This window comes from Rhizobium sp. RAF56, assembly GCF_052113965.1.
GTDB lineage: Bacteria > Pseudomonadota > Alphaproteobacteria > Rhizobiales > Rhizobiaceae > Rhizobium.
This window is the reverse complement of record NZ_JBFRDU010000017.1, coordinates 103,409-117,643: the sequence shown is the minus strand read 5'-3', so window position 1 is coordinate 117,643 and position 14,235 is coordinate 103,409. Positions and strand designations below refer to the sequence as shown.

The 14,235-nt window shown below is 58.2% G+C and carries 16 protein-coding genes; 5 read left to right on the top strand and 11 right to left on the bottom strand.

Annotation, left to right across the window (positions count from 1 at the left end; translation table 11 throughout):
- The 4 genes from AB4048_RS16410 to AB4048_RS16395 all read left to right on the top strand — a co-directional run.
- Positions 1-423: tyrosine-protein phosphatase (locus AB4048_RS16410; protein WP_442203039.1), on the top strand; the 423-nt coding region annotated here is incomplete at its 5' end.
- A 239-nt stretch (positions 424-662) separates the two neighbouring features.
- Positions 663-1,094, top strand: coding sequence for a hypothetical protein (locus tag AB4048_RS16405; protein WP_442203038.1), 432 nt, complete (start codon positions 663-665; stop codon positions 1,092-1,094).
- Positions 1,095-1,484 (top strand): hypothetical protein, encoded by a 390-nt coding sequence (locus tag AB4048_RS16400; protein WP_442203037.1) that lies wholly within the window; start codon positions 1,095-1,097, stop codon positions 1,482-1,484.
- Positions 1,481-1,840: a Rap1a/Tai family immunity protein gene (locus AB4048_RS16395; protein WP_442203036.1), complete on the top strand. Its 360-nt coding sequence runs from the start codon at positions 1,481-1,483 to the stop codon at positions 1,838-1,840. Before AB4048_RS16400 ends, AB4048_RS16395 begins: the two co-directional genes overlap by 4 nt.
- Positions 1,841-1,955: 115 nt before the next feature.
- Here AB4048_RS16395 and AB4048_RS16390 read toward each other — a convergent pair whose 3' ends face one another.
- From AB4048_RS16390 to AB4048_RS16355, 8 genes are all read right to left on the bottom strand, one after another.
- Positions 1,956-3,122, bottom strand: coding sequence for a sugar ABC transporter substrate-binding protein (locus AB4048_RS16390; RefSeq protein ID WP_442203035.1), 1,167 nt, complete (start codon positions 3,120-3,122; stop codon positions 1,956-1,958).
- Positions 3,123-3,209: 87 nt separating this feature from the next.
- On the bottom strand, positions 3,210-4,565 hold the full coding sequence (locus AB4048_RS16385; RefSeq protein ID WP_442203034.1) for a sensor histidine kinase: 1,356 nt from the start codon (positions 4,563-4,565) through the stop codon (positions 3,210-3,212).
- Between the two features lie 174 nt (positions 4,566-4,739).
- On the bottom strand, positions 4,740-5,573 hold the full coding sequence (locus tag AB4048_RS16380; RefSeq protein ID WP_442203033.1) for a shikimate dehydrogenase family protein: 834 nt from the start codon (positions 5,571-5,573) through the stop codon (positions 4,740-4,742).
- 143 nt (positions 5,574-5,716) lie between these two features.
- On the bottom strand, positions 5,717-6,478 hold the full coding sequence (locus AB4048_RS16375) for an amino acid ABC transporter ATP-binding protein (protein ID WP_442203032.1): 762 nt from the start codon (positions 6,476-6,478) through the stop codon (positions 5,717-5,719).
- Positions 6,479-6,514: 36 nt separating this feature from the next.
- A complete protein-coding gene (locus AB4048_RS16370) occupies positions 6,515-7,156 on the bottom strand; it encodes an amino acid ABC transporter permease (RefSeq protein ID WP_442203031.1) in 642 nt (213 codons plus the stop codon).
- 11 nt (positions 7,157-7,167) lie between these two features.
- Positions 7,168-7,836, bottom strand: coding sequence for an amino acid ABC transporter permease (locus tag AB4048_RS16365; protein ID WP_442203030.1), 669 nt, complete (start codon positions 7,834-7,836; stop codon positions 7,168-7,170).
- Complete coding sequence (gene aroQ, locus AB4048_RS16360; protein ID WP_442203029.1) at positions 7,833-8,285, bottom strand: type II 3-dehydroquinate dehydratase; 453 nt, start codon at positions 8,283-8,285, stop codon at positions 7,833-7,835. The genes AB4048_RS16365 and aroQ overlap by 4 nt, the downstream gene beginning before the upstream one ends.
- 101 nt (positions 8,286-8,386) lie before the next feature.
- Entirely contained in the window at positions 8,387-9,217 is an 831-nt protein-coding gene (locus tag AB4048_RS16355) for a transporter substrate-binding domain-containing protein (RefSeq protein ID WP_442203028.1), read from the bottom strand.
- Between the two features lie 248 nt (positions 9,218-9,465).
- Between AB4048_RS16355 and AB4048_RS16350 the strand changes: the two genes are divergently transcribed.
- Entirely contained in the window at positions 9,466-11,355 is a 1,890-nt protein-coding gene (locus AB4048_RS16350) for a bifunctional sugar phosphate isomerase/epimerase/4-hydroxyphenylpyruvate dioxygenase family protein (RefSeq protein WP_442203027.1), read from the top strand.
- Positions 11,356-11,365: 10 nt separating this feature from the next.
- Here the strand turns inward: AB4048_RS16350 and AB4048_RS16345 are convergent, their stop codons facing one another.
- The 3 genes from AB4048_RS16345 to AB4048_RS16335 all read right to left on the bottom strand — a co-directional run bounded on the left by AB4048_RS16345 (position 11,366) and on the right by AB4048_RS16335 (position 14,037).
- On the bottom strand, positions 11,366-12,040 hold the full coding sequence (locus AB4048_RS16345) for a GntR family transcriptional regulator (protein ID WP_442203026.1): 675 nt from the start codon (positions 12,038-12,040) through the stop codon (positions 11,366-11,368).
- A 47-nt stretch (positions 12,041-12,087) separates the two neighbouring features.
- Positions 12,088-12,774 carry a GntR family transcriptional regulator gene (locus AB4048_RS16340; protein WP_442203025.1) on the bottom strand — a complete coding sequence of 229 codons (687 nt, stop codon included), beginning with the start codon at positions 12,772-12,774 and terminating at the stop codon, positions 12,088-12,090.
- 165 nt (positions 12,775-12,939) lie between these two features.
- Complete coding sequence (locus tag AB4048_RS16335) at positions 12,940-14,037, bottom strand: porin (RefSeq protein ID WP_442203024.1); 1,098 nt, start codon at positions 14,035-14,037, stop codon at positions 12,940-12,942.
- Positions 14,038-14,235: the final 198 nt, after the last annotated feature.

Genomic DNA, 14,235 nt, shown 5'->3' with positions numbered 1-14,235 from the left:
CTAAGAGGAGAGAACTCMAACGCGGATTGGTACGGCGCCGAGATTGCCGCGACGCGAGATCTGGGGGTTGAGCACATCGACTTCAGGATGTCTGCGACCACGGAATTTACGCCTCAGCGTGCTAGCGAAATCGTTGCGATAATGGAGGCCGCGCCGAAACCGATCCTTATTCACTGCCAGGGCGGTTCGGATCGAAGCGGCCTCGTTTCAGCGCTCTACAGCAATCGCATTGCCGGCGTCGCAGCCGAGACGGCTGAGCGGCAGCTTTCGCTCTACTACGGCCACGTCGGCGTTCCGCACCTATCAGCCGCCTATGCCATGGACGAGAGCTGGGAAGCGCTTGAACTTCCCGAGGGAGACAGCGGACGCCATGTCGGCGGCGAAATATCGCGCCAGGAAGAACTCCCTTCGCTCACCCGCTAGGACCAGTGGGCTCATTCCTCAACAATGTGCTTAGTTCCCAAATCTGATCGGACTTAAGGCCTGTTCCGAAAATCAACATCACGAGCAGATTTCGCGGCCCACCACCGAAGTTCCCCCCGAAAAAATCCCAGGCAGATCCAGAAAAATCGCTCTGGGTTGCATTAGCACCTGGCACGATCTTGCGAGTCCGCGCGACGCGTGCCACCATCGCCTTCGCATTGGCGCATCTGGGGGCTCGAATGCATAAGATCGGGGCAATGATTGCCAGCTTGCTGCTGGCCGCGACCGCACATGCCGACGAGCTGACCGTCAGGGATTTCCTGGAGAACAGCCACACCGATCCTCAGGATCTGAGGGTGATCGCAGCTGCAGCCAGCGGCATACGAACACTGAATATCTACCTCGACGTCACCCGTCCCGACTGCGAGCCTGTTGGTTCGCGCGCCTGCCGACTGACAGGTCGCCGCCTGCAGTCGAAGGTTTTCTGCGCGCCGGTACGAATGGAGCTGCCGCCGGAGCGGATCAGGGACATCGCGGAGAAATATCTCGACAAGCGTCCGGACGAAGCCGAGCAACCGTCCGGCCTCTACCCGCTCGTCATCCTAAACGCCCTCGTCGAGAGATTTCCTTGCAAGCCGGGCTTGATACTGAATGCCATGAAGGGTGAGTGAATGCGCCTATCGTGCGAGCTTACGAGCAGCATTGTCGGATTTGCGCTTGCCAGTTGGCTGCTGGCATCGCCGGCGCATGCGAACGATATCAAGATCAAGGCTTTCCTGGCGCAGACCTATACGGACAAGGGCAATCTGGGCATGCTCGGCTGGACCGTCTACAACATGGATACGGTGAACGCTTACCTGGACGTCAGGCTGCACCGACCGCCCATCTTCTGCCGGCCGGAAAGCCTGACCATCACCTCGGAAGATGCCCGCACCATCCTGTCGAAGTACCTCGACAAGCATCCGGACCGTGCCGAAGACACGATGGACATCTACAGCGCCGACATGCTTGACGCCTTGATCGAAAACTTCCCCTGCGCTGAGACGGGGAAACCGCGATGAAAGCGCGATTTGCCGGAGCGATGGTCGCCGCCTTGGCTCTGCCGCTAGCGGCAAGCGCTGACGGACTGACGGTCAACGACATGATCAGGAAGAGCTACAGCGATACCTTCACGCTCGGGATGATGACCGGCATGTATATCGGCGGGAACTGGTCAAACGCATTCCTGATGAAATCCCGCAACGAGACGCCGTTTTTCTGCCCTCCCGGACCGCAGGGTATCGACATGACGCCCGAGCAGGTGCGCAGCATCGTCGAGGCTTTCATCCGCAAAAATCCGGAAAAAGGTCAGATGCCGTCGACCTTTGTCGGCGGTGTTCTGTTCAACGCCATGATCAGCGCGTTTCCCTGCAAATAACGGACGTCGGGCGGGGTCCCGGCCCGCAGAGGGTGAGTGAAATCCAGCGTCTCGAATTGAAGCTGACGTCACCTCGGCGCATCTCCGCTCGGTGCCGCGACCTGCATCTCACGAGCTACTTGCTGCTTTCTGACGACCATGGAAAATTCACATATTGGTCGCGTGTGTCATAGCAAATATTGCCGTACATCTTGAGATAGGTGCTTTTGCGAATGGGATTAGCGTAGACAGCAGCAGGATTTTCCAGATCGGCTTCATACTGGCTTATATTGTCGCTGGTGAGCGCAATCGGCAGAATATCCATCGCCTGCGGGATGCTCCTGCCGTCGAGCCAGTCGGCGGCAAACTGCCCCATGGCGTACCCAAACACAGGCGACGACAAGGAGATGCTGGCCTTGAAAGGGCTGTCGTGTTTTTTGATTTCGGACACCGCTTCGGGCTCGCCGTCGATACCGCCCAGGAACTGGTCGGCCCGATCTCTGCCGCGGGAGCGCAGTGCCTCCAGCGCGCCGAGCACGACCGCATCACCGCCCAGAACAACGTCGATATCCGGGTTGGCCAAGAGGATCGTGTTCATGGTCGCAAAGCCGCCCTCCTTGTTGACCGGGTTGGGCGCAATGTCGGCCACGATTGTCACGCCTGGGATTTTCGCGAAGGCGTCGCGCATCGCTTCGAACCTTGGCGTCAGGTACTCCATCGTATCCTGGGTCAGCAAAACCACTTTGGCTTTGCCACCCAGCTTGTTGTTAATGTACATGATTGACGCATCCGCCAAAGCCTTGCCAGTGGCATATTGCGGAGCATTGAGAAGCAAGGTCGCAGGCGGCGGTACAATGGTGCCGACGAATGCTCCCGACCATAAAGTCTGCTGGAGACTTTTACTCACGGCAGTCGGGTCCGAGGATGTAGCGACCAAAGCTCCCACCTTTGCTGCCCGATAGGTGTCTATATCCTCGACAGCTTTGGCGACATTGTTTTCAACGACGCTGCGAAGGTACTTCAACCCACGATCTTTTGCCGCCATCGCCAGGCCGTGATCGACGCCTTGCAGAAACTCGCGCTCGTTTTCCTGAACGTATGCCAGTTCCCTTTTGAGCCCCACAGGTTTGCTGCAGCCGATTCGATTGGGATCGAATGCCGCGAACACCGTCCTTTGCGTTATCCCCGACGAACCCTCCTGGGCGCTCACCGTGGACGCGCTTGTCGCCAAAACGACCGCCAATAAAATCATCCGCCGCACGATCGGCGCCCCGGCTCTTCTACGTTGTCGATTTGAATTCATTTCCATTTCGCCTGAATTGGATCAGTGGCAGCGCACAGATGTATTGATCTAGCTTAGTAGCAGTAGCGAGCCATCTTTCCCGATATCCTACGCATTTGCCATCTTGTTGGACGAGGTGGCTGGAAACACCAGGCGAGCTGTAGTGCCTGGATGCCGCTGTCGATATTCGATTCTAGAACCAAGGTTCGTGCACATGGCGTTGACAATGCGGGTGCCGACGCCAGTGCCCTTCGCGGGCGTGCCGTCCACTCGGCCAACCCCGTCGTCTTCAACCAATAATTCAACCAGTTGCTCGAGTTTTCTCAAGTGGACCCGGATTTCGCCGAAGCCCTGGGGATAGGCATACTTGAAGGCATTCGTAACAAGCTCAGTAACGACCACGCCCAAGTTGATACTAGCATCGGTAGGCAACTCGATGGGCTCGATCTGGAACGAGATTACCACTCCATGGCCTTGACTGCGCAGGGAGGTGCGAAGGTGATCGAGCAACCCCGTCAAATATTCGCGGAGGTCGACCGATCGGACATCGCCGGAGCCATAGAGCCGCTTATGAACAAGGGAGATCGCAAAGATACGATCTTGGGTTTCTGCCAGAGCATCCTTGGCAGCCTGATCGAGCAGGGCTTTCGACTGCAAACTCACCAGCGACGACACCAGTGCCAGACTATTGGCAACCCTGTGATTGACTTCCGATAGCAACACCTCGGCGCGATCACGCGCTTGAGCCAAGTCCAGCGTTCGGGTTGCGACCCGCTGTTCAAGTTCGGCGTTCAGCGCGTTGACCTCGTCGCGTGTCGTGCGAAGCTCCTTGGTATAACCAGCGATGCCATAAGCAGCCCCGCCGATAACCATGACGATCACGAGTGATCCGATGCCGGACACGAGCCGAACCCTTACGGTGTTGGCACGTTGTTCAGCAACCCCCGACGTGAGTTTGTCATCGGCCTTGCCGATGATTCCCGCGAAAAATACGTTCGCCTCATCCATCAACGCCTTGCCGCTGTTCGTCCGAAAAATCGCCAGCGCTTCGTCGTCCCGCTTATCGCGCTTTAGTGCAATCGTTCGGTCCAGTTCGGCGAATTTGGCAACAAGAACATCCTCCAGTCGCGCCAGCGTTTCGTCAGCACCTGAGGAAGGAGAGAGAAGGGTCTGCAGAGCGATCAGATGACGGCGAGCCTGAATTGTTGCCGTCTGATAGGGTGCGAGATAGATCTCATTTCCCGTCAACAAGAACCCGCGCTGACTGGCCTCTGCTGTCTGCATCGCATTTCGCAATTCAACTGCCGCGATTCGTGTGTCACGCGCCGAGGTCGCGTCTTCGAAATAGGATTGTGCGCGTTCCCCCAGCCAAAAGTTCATGGCGACGATCGCCATCAGGGCGACGAACCCGATGAGCAGAAATGCGGAGGTTGATCGAAGCAGCGAAGGGCTCGAAATAGACATCGCCGCATTCGTGCCCTATTTGCGAGGAGCGCGCCACAACGAAATTTTGCGTGGCCCCTACCCCGAAATCGTCGTCGCTGACTGTGCGGGCGGCGCCGCATCAATCGATGCGGCTTCCAAGGAACCGAGGATCCGGCCTGAAGACGATGCCGTCGCCCGCACGGCCAATTCGCGCTACGGGCCGAGCCTGGCGACGGCACGCAATTCCTCCGCGGTGGCGCTCGGGAATCCGAAGAAATCGAGGTAGGCGGGGATCTGCTCGAACAGCATGTCGGTGCCGATCTGAAAAGCGCATCCGCGAGATCGCGCGGCTTCGAGCAGTGGCGTGATTTCCTGCTTCATGACGACCTCGCCGACAAAGGTTGACGGCGCAAGCCGAGAGACGTCCACCGGCAGGGGATCGCCCTCGCGCATGCCGAGCGGTGTCGCGTTCACCACGATGTCAAAGCCAAAGGGATCTGCGGAACCGACCGTCACCACGGTCGACGGATAATACATGTTCAGACGATCCCGAAGGCCGTTCAAGGTCGCAGTGTTGTCGTCGTGGAGGGCGATGCGGCGGACGCCGGCACTCGCCAACGACGCCGCGATCGCCGATCCGACACCGCCAGAGCCCACCACCAGCGCTTCGGCTCCCGCCAGCTGTTGTCCCCTGCGACGGAGGCCGCGCACGAAGCCTTCCCCGTCGAACATGTCGCCTATCAGCCTGCCGTCCGCCCCGAGTTTGATGGCATTGCATGACCCCGCCACCCTGGCGTTTGTCGACACCTCGTCGAGCAGGCCCATCGTCGTGACCTTGTGCGGCATGGTTACAAGCGCGCCGTGAATATTCGAAAGTCGGAAAACGAGCTTGAGGAAGGCGGGATAATCCTCCGGCTTGCAGCCCATGGGAACCACGACGGCGTCGATCCCGCTCTTCTCGAAGTAGGGATTGTAAATCAGGGGCGCCTTAAATGCTTCCGTCGGATAGCCAAGATGCGCGATGAGCCGCGTGGTTCCCGTAATCATTTAACGACCCTGCTGTTTGTGGCGTCGGTCCAGGACCTCTAGATCGTTTCCGCTTTTTTTCTTCGAAAAACGTAAACGTTCTATCTGTTTGTTTTTACGCAATTCCGGGCGGAAAACCGCGTCACGCTTTTCCTGGAATTGCTCTAGTGGCGATGTATTTCGCCCAGGAATTGTCGCGTGCGCTCCTGACGCGGATTGGTGAAAAATTCCGCCGGAGGCGCCTCTTCGACGACCGCGCCACTCGCCATGAAGATCACCCGGTCGGCAACCTGGCGGGCAAAGCCCATTTCATGGGTGACGCAAATCATCGTCATGCCTTCCTCGGCGAGGCCGATCATGGTGTCCAGCACCTCCTTGACCATCTCTGGGTCAAGTGCGGAGGTCGGTTCATCGAAGAGCATGACCTTCGGCCGCATGCACAGTGCGCGCGCAATGGCGACGCGTTGCTGCTGGCCCCCGGAAAGCTGCAGCGGATATTTCTGGGCTTGCTCGAGAATTTTCACCCGGCCGAGAAGCGAGCGCGCACGCTCTTCCGCATCCTCCTTGCTGAGCCCGAGCGCGCGCATCGGCGCGAGCATGCAGTTCTGCAGGACGGTCAGATGCGGAAAGAGGTTGAACTGCTGGAAAACCATGCCGACCTCGCGGCGAATGGCATCGACCGCCTTGGCCTGATTGTCGAGCAATATGCCGCCGACGCGAATCTCGCCCTTCTGGTAGGTCTCGAGACGGTTGATGCAGCGGATGAGCGTCGATTTTCCGCTGCCCGAGGGGCCGCAGAGAACGATCCGCTCACCCCTGCGGACCGACATCGTGATGTCGTGCAGTGCCTGAAAGGCGCCGTACCACTTTTCCACCCGGCTGAGCGTGATCACCGTTTCTGCTGTCGATGCGGAAATATTGGCCATGGTTCGAATTCCATCGATCTCTTGGTCGCGCGGATCTCAGCGCTGGGACAGGGCAAACCGTCGTTCAAGACGCGCGCCCGCGATCGTCAGTGGGCAGCACATCAGGAAGTACAGCGCACCCACGACGCCGAAGACTGTCAGCGGTTGAAAGATCTGGTTGGATATGATGTTGCCGGCACGGGTGAGTTCCGTGAAGCCGACGATCGAAGCAAGCGACGTTCCCTTGATCAGCTGCACGAGGAAACCGATCGTCGCCGGCAACGAGATCCGCAGCGCCTGCGGCAGGATGACGTCCTTCATGCGCGAGACATATCTGAGACTAAGCGCTTTGGCCGCCTCGGTCTGGCCGCGTGGAACGGCTTCGATGGCGCCGCGCCATATCTCGCCGAGATAGGCGCTTGCATGCAGGGTCAATCCGAGGGCGACCGCAATCCAGGCGTCGAGCTTCAAGCCGATAAGCGCCAGGCCGTAGTAGACCACGAAAAGCTGCATAAGCAGCGGCGTGCCCTGAAACACGGCGATATAACCCGCCGTGACGCGTTCCAGGAGCGAGAGCCCGCAGGTGCGCGCCAGTGCCACGCCAAGCCCGGATATGCATCCGCAAACGAAGCCGACCGCCGATAGGAAAACGGTCCATTTCAGGCCTATCAGAAGGAATACGAATTCTTCGCTGCCCATGGAATCGTCCCCTACTTGACTGGATAGGTGAAGTAACGCGCGGAAAAGAGCGCGAAGATGCGCATCATCAGCCACGAAATCACGAGATAGAAGAACGTGACGGTCAAATAGACCTCAAAGCTTCTGAAGCTCTCGGATTCGATGCGCTGAGACACCGACGTCAGCTCATAGGCGGAGATGGCCGAGGCGATGCTTGTCGAAAGCGTCAAGAGGACGAATTGACTGGTCAGCGACGGATAGATTGCCCTGAGAGCCGGCTTCAATATGATCAGACGGAAAACCTGCGCCTTATGCAGGCCAAGCGCCAGGCCCGCCTCCATCTGGCCCTTCGCGATCGACTGTACGCCGCCGCGGATGATCTCGATGGCATAAGCCCCGCCGTTGATGCCGAGAGCAATAATCGCCGTCGGGGTCGGATCGAGCCGGATACCGGCCAGGGGCAGGGCAAAATAGAGGAAGAAAATCTGCACCAGGAACGGTGTGTTGCGGATGAGTTCGACAAAGCCGATCACCAGCCAGCGCACCGGCTTGAAGCGAGAGTCGCGCAACGCCACGCCGCCGATACCGATGACAACTGCCAGCAGCATGCCGCAGATGGCAAGCAAGAAAGTGCCGAGGCAGCCAAGAAGAAGACTTGGCAGGCCGTCGATGACGGGGGTGAAGTCCAGCGTGTAATTCATCGCCGATCCTCACGCCCGACCATATCGGCCATCGCCTGGATTGCCAGCTCGTACCCGCTGGCTCCGAAACCGATCATGATTGCCGTCGCGACGCGTGAGACCAGCGAATTGTGATAGATGCTTTCCCGAGCGTGGACGTTTGAGATGTGCAGCTCGATCTTCGGCGGATCAAAGGTTTTGAGCGCATCGAGCAAAGCGATAGACGTGAAGGTGTAGCCGGCAGGATTAATGATGATGCCGCAGGCCTCATTGCGCGCCTGATGTACGCTTTCTACCAGTTCACCTTCGAAATTTGTCTGGCGGAAATCGATTTCGAACCCCACAGCCTTGGCCTTTGCGGCGCACATTTCCTTGATGTCGGCGAGCGTCGTCGTTCCATAGATTGCGGGCTCTCGCTGGCCGAGCAGGTTCAGGTTCGGCCCGTTGAGCACAAATATTTTCTTCGTCATTAACGCGCTCCTTGAAAAGTGAGCAGAGTATTGTGCATGCGGGAAGCACCGGCGGCCATCCTCATGGCCGCCTGCCTGGTTGTCTCAGATCGATGAAATGCTCAGTTGACGCTGAAAGAAATGCCGTCGAGGCTCGCGGGGAATTCCGGCACCGGCACTTTCATCCACTTGTCGTAGATTGCCTTTAGCTCGCCGTTGGCCTTGATCTTGTCGATGAACGTGTTGATCGAGGCGTTGATTTCCTTCTCGCCCAGGCGCGTGCACGCGCCGTTGTAGAGCTTCTGGAATTCAAGCTTGTTTTCGAACTCGCCCGGACGTGCCTTTTCGACGCGGTCCATATAGAAAATGTTGCCGCCAAGCGCCTGCACCTGGCCGGATACCAACGCCTGAACGCTCGGGGCGTCACCGTCGAAGCGCCTGATGGTCGCGCTCTCAGGCGCGTTCTTCGTGACCTGCGTATCCTGCGCGCCGCCCTTGGCAACGCCGATGGTAAGATTGGCCATGTCGGCGTTCGTCTTGATCGGCATGGATTTAGGCGCGATCAACACGATGGCATTGGCGACATAGGGCTGGCTGAATTGGACGGCCTTGGCGCGTTCCGGCAGCATCGCCATCGTCGCGAAGAGGACGTCGACGCGCCCAGTCGTCAGGGCGGGAATACGATTGTTGACTTCGAGCGGCACGAATTCCACCGGCACGCCGAGCTCCTTGGCATAGAGCGTCGCGATGTCCGCATCGAGACCGTCCTGCTTGCCGGCGCTGGTGACGAATCCCCAGGGCGGGTTGTCTCCCTGAATGCCGACAACAAGCTTTCCCTTGGACTTGATTTCTTCCGGCGTAATGGCGGCGGCAGGCCTTGCGATCCCTACGGCCGCCATCAGGACGGCAGCACTAAGTATCGCGTTTCGGCGCGTCAGCATCGACTTCAACATTGGTTCCTCCTCCTTTTGAGGTTGCTCCCGACCTCAACAGCCAACCTCTCCCGACTGTACCCGCAGATCATTGTCACAGGGTTGACTGAAAATCAACATAGCTATTACAAAACATATGAGATTTTCTGTTTGCTCAATTGAATTGAAATATCGCTGATATTTGACATAATGCCGTGAGGAGCTTTTTCACCCCAAGCAAACCTGCCGGTGGATGGCTCTGGTCCCGCTGATGGAAAGGGCCTTGGAACATGAAGACCTCGATTGCGACGGTAACGCTGAGCGGCGAACTGCCGGAGAAACTCGAAGCGATTGCGCGGGCGGGTTTTGACGGCGTGGAGATTTTTGAGAACGACTTCCTGGCTTTTGACGGAAGCCCCGCCGATGTCGGCAGAATGGCGCGCGACCTCGGTCTGGAAATCACCCTCTTTCAGCCCTTTCGTGATTTCGAGGGCATGCCGGATGGGCTTCGGAAGAGGACGTTCGACCGGGCCGAGCGCAAGTTCGACGTCATGCAGGAACTCGGGACGGACATGGTGCTTGTCTGCTCGAACGTGTCGCAGGCAGCTCTCGGCGGTATCGATCGCGCCGCGGCCGATTTTCATGAACTGGGTGAGCGTGCGGCCAAACGGGGGCTCAAGATTGGCTATGAGGCGCTTGCCTGGGGGCGATATGTCAATGATCATCGCGACGCCTGGGAAGTTGTTCGCCGGGCGGATCATCCCAATGTCGGGCTTATCCTCGACAGCTTTCATTCGCTGTCGCGAAAGATCGACATCAATTCCATCCGCTCGATACCCAAGGAAAAAATCTTCATCGTCCAACTGGCGGATGCGCCGCTGATCAACATGGACCTGCTTTATTGGAGCCGCCATTTCCGTAATATGCCGGGTGAAGGCGATCTGCCGGTAACCGCGTTTACGGAAGCCGTCGCGTCAACGGGTTATGAAGGTTACTTCTCGCTGGAAATCTTCAACGACCAGTTCAGGGGCGGCTCGGCGCGAGCGATCGCCGCGGATGGTCATCGCTCACTGATCTATTTGGCCGACCAGGTTCGCCGCACCGTCAAGACGTCTATCGGCGTTTCCATGCCGAACCGGGCCAAAGTCAAAGGGGTGGGGTTCGTCGAATTCGCAGCGGACGAGGACGATGCAGGCAAGTTGATTGCTGTCCTGCATGCCCTCGGCTTCCGCAAGACGGCCGTCCATCGCTCCAAGGAGGTGACCCTTTTCGAACAGGGCAGCATCCGCATCCTCGTCAACGTCGACACCGCAGGTTTCGCCAATGCCTCCTATGCGGTCCATGGCACCTCCGCCTACGCATTGGCACTGACCGTCGAGGATGCCAACGATGCCTACGCCCGTGCGCTGGCGCTCGGCGCGGAACCCTTCCGCCAAGCCGTGGCGAGCGGCGAACTGGAGTTTCCCACCATTCGCGGCGTCGGCGGCGGCCTTATCTACCTTATCGACGACAAGAGCCAGCTCGGGCACTTCTCGGAGATAGACTTCGAGCCCGCTGCGGAAGAAGACGTTGCCGCAGGCGCCGGCCTGCTGAGCATCGACCACATTGCGCAGACCGTTCCCTATGACGAGATGCTCACTTGGCTTCTTTTCTACACGTCGATCTTCGAGACCAGGAAGACGCCCATGGTCGATATCATCGATCCGAGCGGCATCGTCCGCAGCCAGGTCGTCGAAAGTGAAACCGGTACGCTGCGCATGACCATGAACGGCGCCGAAAACCGGCGCACTCTGGCGGGTCACTTCATCGCCGAGCAATTCGGTTCGGGCATCCAGCACATGGCCTTCTCGACGGGCGATATTTTCGCCACCGCGGCATCGCTACGCGAGCGAGGCTTCAAGCCACTTCATATCTCGCCCAACTACTACGACGATGTCGAAGCCCGCTTCGGTCTTGATCCGGAACTTACCGAACGCCTGAAGCGAGAGAATATTCTTTATGATCGCGACGAGCATGGCGAATTTTTCCAGCTCTATAGCGGTACCTTTGGCGAAGGCTTCTTCTTTGAGATTGTCGAGCGCCGCGGCTATCGCGGCTACGGCGCGCCGAACGCCATTTTCCGCATCGCGGCGCTAAAGAAGCAGATGCGGCCGGAGGGCATCCCCAAGGATGCCGTCTGATAGCCAACGCTCAGGAAACGCGTCCGCTTTTCAGCACGTGCTCGACACCGCTCCTTATGTGTTTGCGAATGACGGCTCGGGCCCCCTCGACGTCGCGTTTCAAGGCTAGGTCGAACAGCAGCTTGTGATCATCGACGACGGCCTTGCCGCGAAAGCTCTGGGCCAGCATGTGATAGCGCAAAAACCTGTCGAACACCGACGAGAGTGCAGCCATCAGTGATGAGGAGTTGCAGGCCGAGACGATCGCTTGATGAAATTCCCAGTCATAACGAACCCAATCGACGGTGCGCGACGTGTCACCGGCCAGCAGCTTCTTTTCCGCTGCGGCGAGTTTGTGATGCGCGGCGACGATGCGCCCTTCCCATTCAAGATTGCCAGCGGCGAACGACAGGCCAATGGCATGGGTCTCCAGGACGACGCGAAGGTCGGCGAGTTCCTCGAGTTCCTTTTGGGACGCGGGGCTGACCTCGAAGCCGCGTTGCCCCTCCGCACGCACCAGGTTCTCGGTGGTAAGGCGGCTGAGTATCTCGCGCAACGACGAAACGCTGATCGAATAGCGCTCCTTGGCCTGCTCGAGCTTGATCCTCGTGCCGGGTGCCAATGCTCCGGAAATGATATCCTGACGAATTTGTCGGAAAACGATATCGCTCACGGTCTCGGAGTGTTCACCAACGATTTTGAGCATGAAATCCTCTGCGTTGCGCAAGCCTGAAGAAAGTAGTCGGGATGCCATTACGTCTGGAGGGGACGGTTTGATAACGGCCCTCTGGCAAGCGCATGCTCGACCCCTCCCTGAATGTGACGGTACAAGATGGTTTTCGCGGTTTTACTGTCGCGTTGCAGAGCAGCTTGAAGAAGCTCTCGATGCTCTTGCTCGGCAACAGCTCCACGATAGGAAAGCGCAACCATCTGGTATCGCAAATATTTGTCGAAAACGGCTGAATGCGCCTCCATTAGCAGGCGCGATCCGCAGGCGGAAATCAAAGCCTGGTGAAACTCCCAGTCATAGCGCTTCCAGTCTTCCGCCTTGCTGGTGTCGCCCGAAGCCATGACCGCTTCCATGCGCGCCAGTTTATAGTGAGCGGACACAAGCCTCGCCTCCCACTCCAGGTCAGCTTGCTCGAACGACTGCTCGAGCGCATGCCCTTCAAGCAGTAGCCGCAGCGCGGCGATCTCTTTTAGATCCGCAGTCGAAACCTGCGTTACCTCAAAGCCCCGCCGGTCCTCCGCCACCACAAGGCCCTCAGAGGTCAAACGACTGAGGATTTCCCTGAGCGTGCTGATGCTGGTGGCGTAGGTTCCCTTCAGATTTTCCAATCTGAGTTTTTGGCCCGGCGAAAGTCGCCCGAATATGATATCACTCCGGATCTGCCGATAGCTGTTTTCGGCGACGGATTCGTCAGGATTATCGCGCGGCAAGCTTATCTCCGATATTTCCCATTTCATCATATATAACGCTGAAACCTACCGCGATTCAATGTTTGCATCTCGAAGCCACACGTTGCGGAGGCTTCCAGACAAAAAAGGCTCTCTTTCGAGTTTGAAAGAGAGCCTAAACCTCTACGGGTGACACGAAATTATCGCTTAGAACTTCCGCTCGAAACGAAGCGCCCCGACCCACTGGTCAGTGTCCGCGACGTCCCACTTCATGTACGTTATTTCCGGCATGATCAGCAGGTGCTTGACCGGGCTCCAGGTAAGATTGGCCGTCGCTTGCAGCATCTTGCTGTCGGTATAGGCGAATAGGGTGTTCGTCTTGAGCATCGGGGAGAACTCGTAGCTGAAGCCGGTCCAAACCGCCCAGTCGCCCCAGCCGCAATCGGCGCCATGGACCGTACCTTCGGGGTCGGTGCAAGCCGATACGTCTTGGTTCGAGCCGGCATACTTGTTGAGCTTGTCGCCATCGGTGTTCCAGCCGCCCATCAGGAACGCGCTGAAGGCGCCGAAATCGGCATCGACACGTGCCTTGACGGCACCTTGCTCGACGATCGAATCGTAGCCGCCGGCGATCCGGAACTGCCAGATATCTCCCTTGTAACCGCCGGCGACCACGACATCCGGGGCGTAGTGATCCTGCTCCGCCTTCTGCCAGGCACCGTCATAGTCAAAGCTGTCAGACGAGGAATTGGAGTCTTCCAGCGAAATGAGGGCCGTAAAGCCGTTGCCCTCGTATTTGTAGGTCAGCTGGTTGAGTTCCTTGGGACCTTCATAAATGACCTCGTCGTTGATGGCGCTGGTCGTATAGCCCAGGTAGCTCGTGTATTGGGAGTCGAGCTTGCCGACAACGAAGCCACCGAGACTGATGTTGGCCCATAGCAGCTTTGACGACGTGTTTTCGCCTTCCTGCCAGTCCCACCGGATGACCGTATTGGTCTTCAACGCGCCGAATTCGGTCTCGGTCGCAGTGTCGAGACCGACCTCGGCGCGGGTATGCCAGAATGTGCCATCGTTAGCGTCGGGGTTTTCGGCATCATGCCAATAAGCCTCTGTGCGGACCTTGCCGCCAATCCTCAGACAGGTCTCAGTGCCCGGGATGAAGAAATAGCTGTCGCCGTACGCGTCACAGATGCGGACGTATTCCAGAGGTTCCGGCTCGGCGGCGACAATGGCGTCCGCGGCGCGCGCACCGGACGTTGCGGTGAGCACCGCAGCGGAAACGATGAGAAAACTCTTGAAGATCATGGTCACCCCCCATTCGCAAAAAGGCTCGCAACGACCGGACATCCACGCAGATCATCCCTGCGTCTGGGCGCGTGAATCGATGGCCTCCGTCCCCTCATGGACGCTACGAACGTAATATGATGATTTAGTAAAAGACGACACATCCGTGACAGTTCGCGCAAAGAATGGAGAAAAGGCGTTGTACAATTGTCACGATCG

Excerpts from the sequence above, each read along its gene's own strand:
- AB4048_RS16405 (WP_442203038.1), top strand. The coding sequence starts at position 663 with ATGCATAAGATCGGGGCAATGATTGCCAGCTTGCTGCTGGCCGCGACC.
- AB4048_RS16400 (WP_442203037.1), top strand. The coding sequence starts at position 1,095 with ATGCGCCTATCGTGCGAGCTTACGAGCAGCATTGTCGGATTTGCGCTT.
- AB4048_RS16395 (WP_442203036.1), top strand. The coding sequence starts at position 1,481 with ATGAAAGCGCGATTTGCCGGAGCGATGGTCGCCGCCTTGGCTCTGCCG.
- AB4048_RS16390 (WP_442203035.1), bottom strand. The coding sequence starts at position 3,122 with ATGAATTCAAATCGACAACGTAGAAGAGCCGGGGCGCCGATCGTGCGG.
- AB4048_RS16385 (WP_442203034.1), bottom strand. The coding sequence starts at position 4,565 with ATGTCTATTTCGAGCCCTTCGCTGCTTCGATCAACCTCCGCATTTCTG.
- AB4048_RS16380 (WP_442203033.1), bottom strand. The coding sequence starts at position 5,573 with ATGATTACGGGAACCACGCGGCTCATCGCGCATCTTGGCTATCCGACG.
- AB4048_RS16375 (WP_442203032.1), bottom strand. The coding sequence starts at position 6,478 with ATGGCCAATATTTCCGCATCGACAGCAGAAACGGTGATCACGCTCAGC.
- AB4048_RS16370 (WP_442203031.1), bottom strand. The coding sequence starts at position 7,156 with ATGGGCAGCGAAGAATTCGTATTCCTTCTGATAGGCCTGAAATGGACC.
- AB4048_RS16365 (WP_442203030.1), bottom strand. The coding sequence starts at position 7,836 with ATGAATTACACGCTGGACTTCACCCCCGTCATCGACGGCCTGCCAAGT.
- aroQ (WP_442203029.1), bottom strand. The coding sequence starts at position 8,285 with ATGACGAAGAAAATATTTGTGCTCAACGGGCCGAACCTGAACCTGCTC.
- AB4048_RS16355 (WP_442203028.1), bottom strand. The coding sequence starts at position 9,217 with ATGTTGAAGTCGATGCTGACGCGCCGAAACGCGATACTTAGTGCTGCC.
- AB4048_RS16350 (WP_442203027.1), top strand. The coding sequence starts at position 9,466 with ATGAAGACCTCGATTGCGACGGTAACGCTGAGCGGCGAACTGCCGGAG.
- AB4048_RS16345 (WP_442203026.1), bottom strand. The coding sequence starts at position 12,040 with ATGCTCAAAATCGTTGGTGAACACTCCGAGACCGTGAGCGATATCGTT.
- AB4048_RS16335 (WP_442203024.1), bottom strand. The coding sequence starts at position 14,037 with ATGATCTTCAAGAGTTTTCTCATCGTTTCCGCTGCGGTGCTCACCGCA.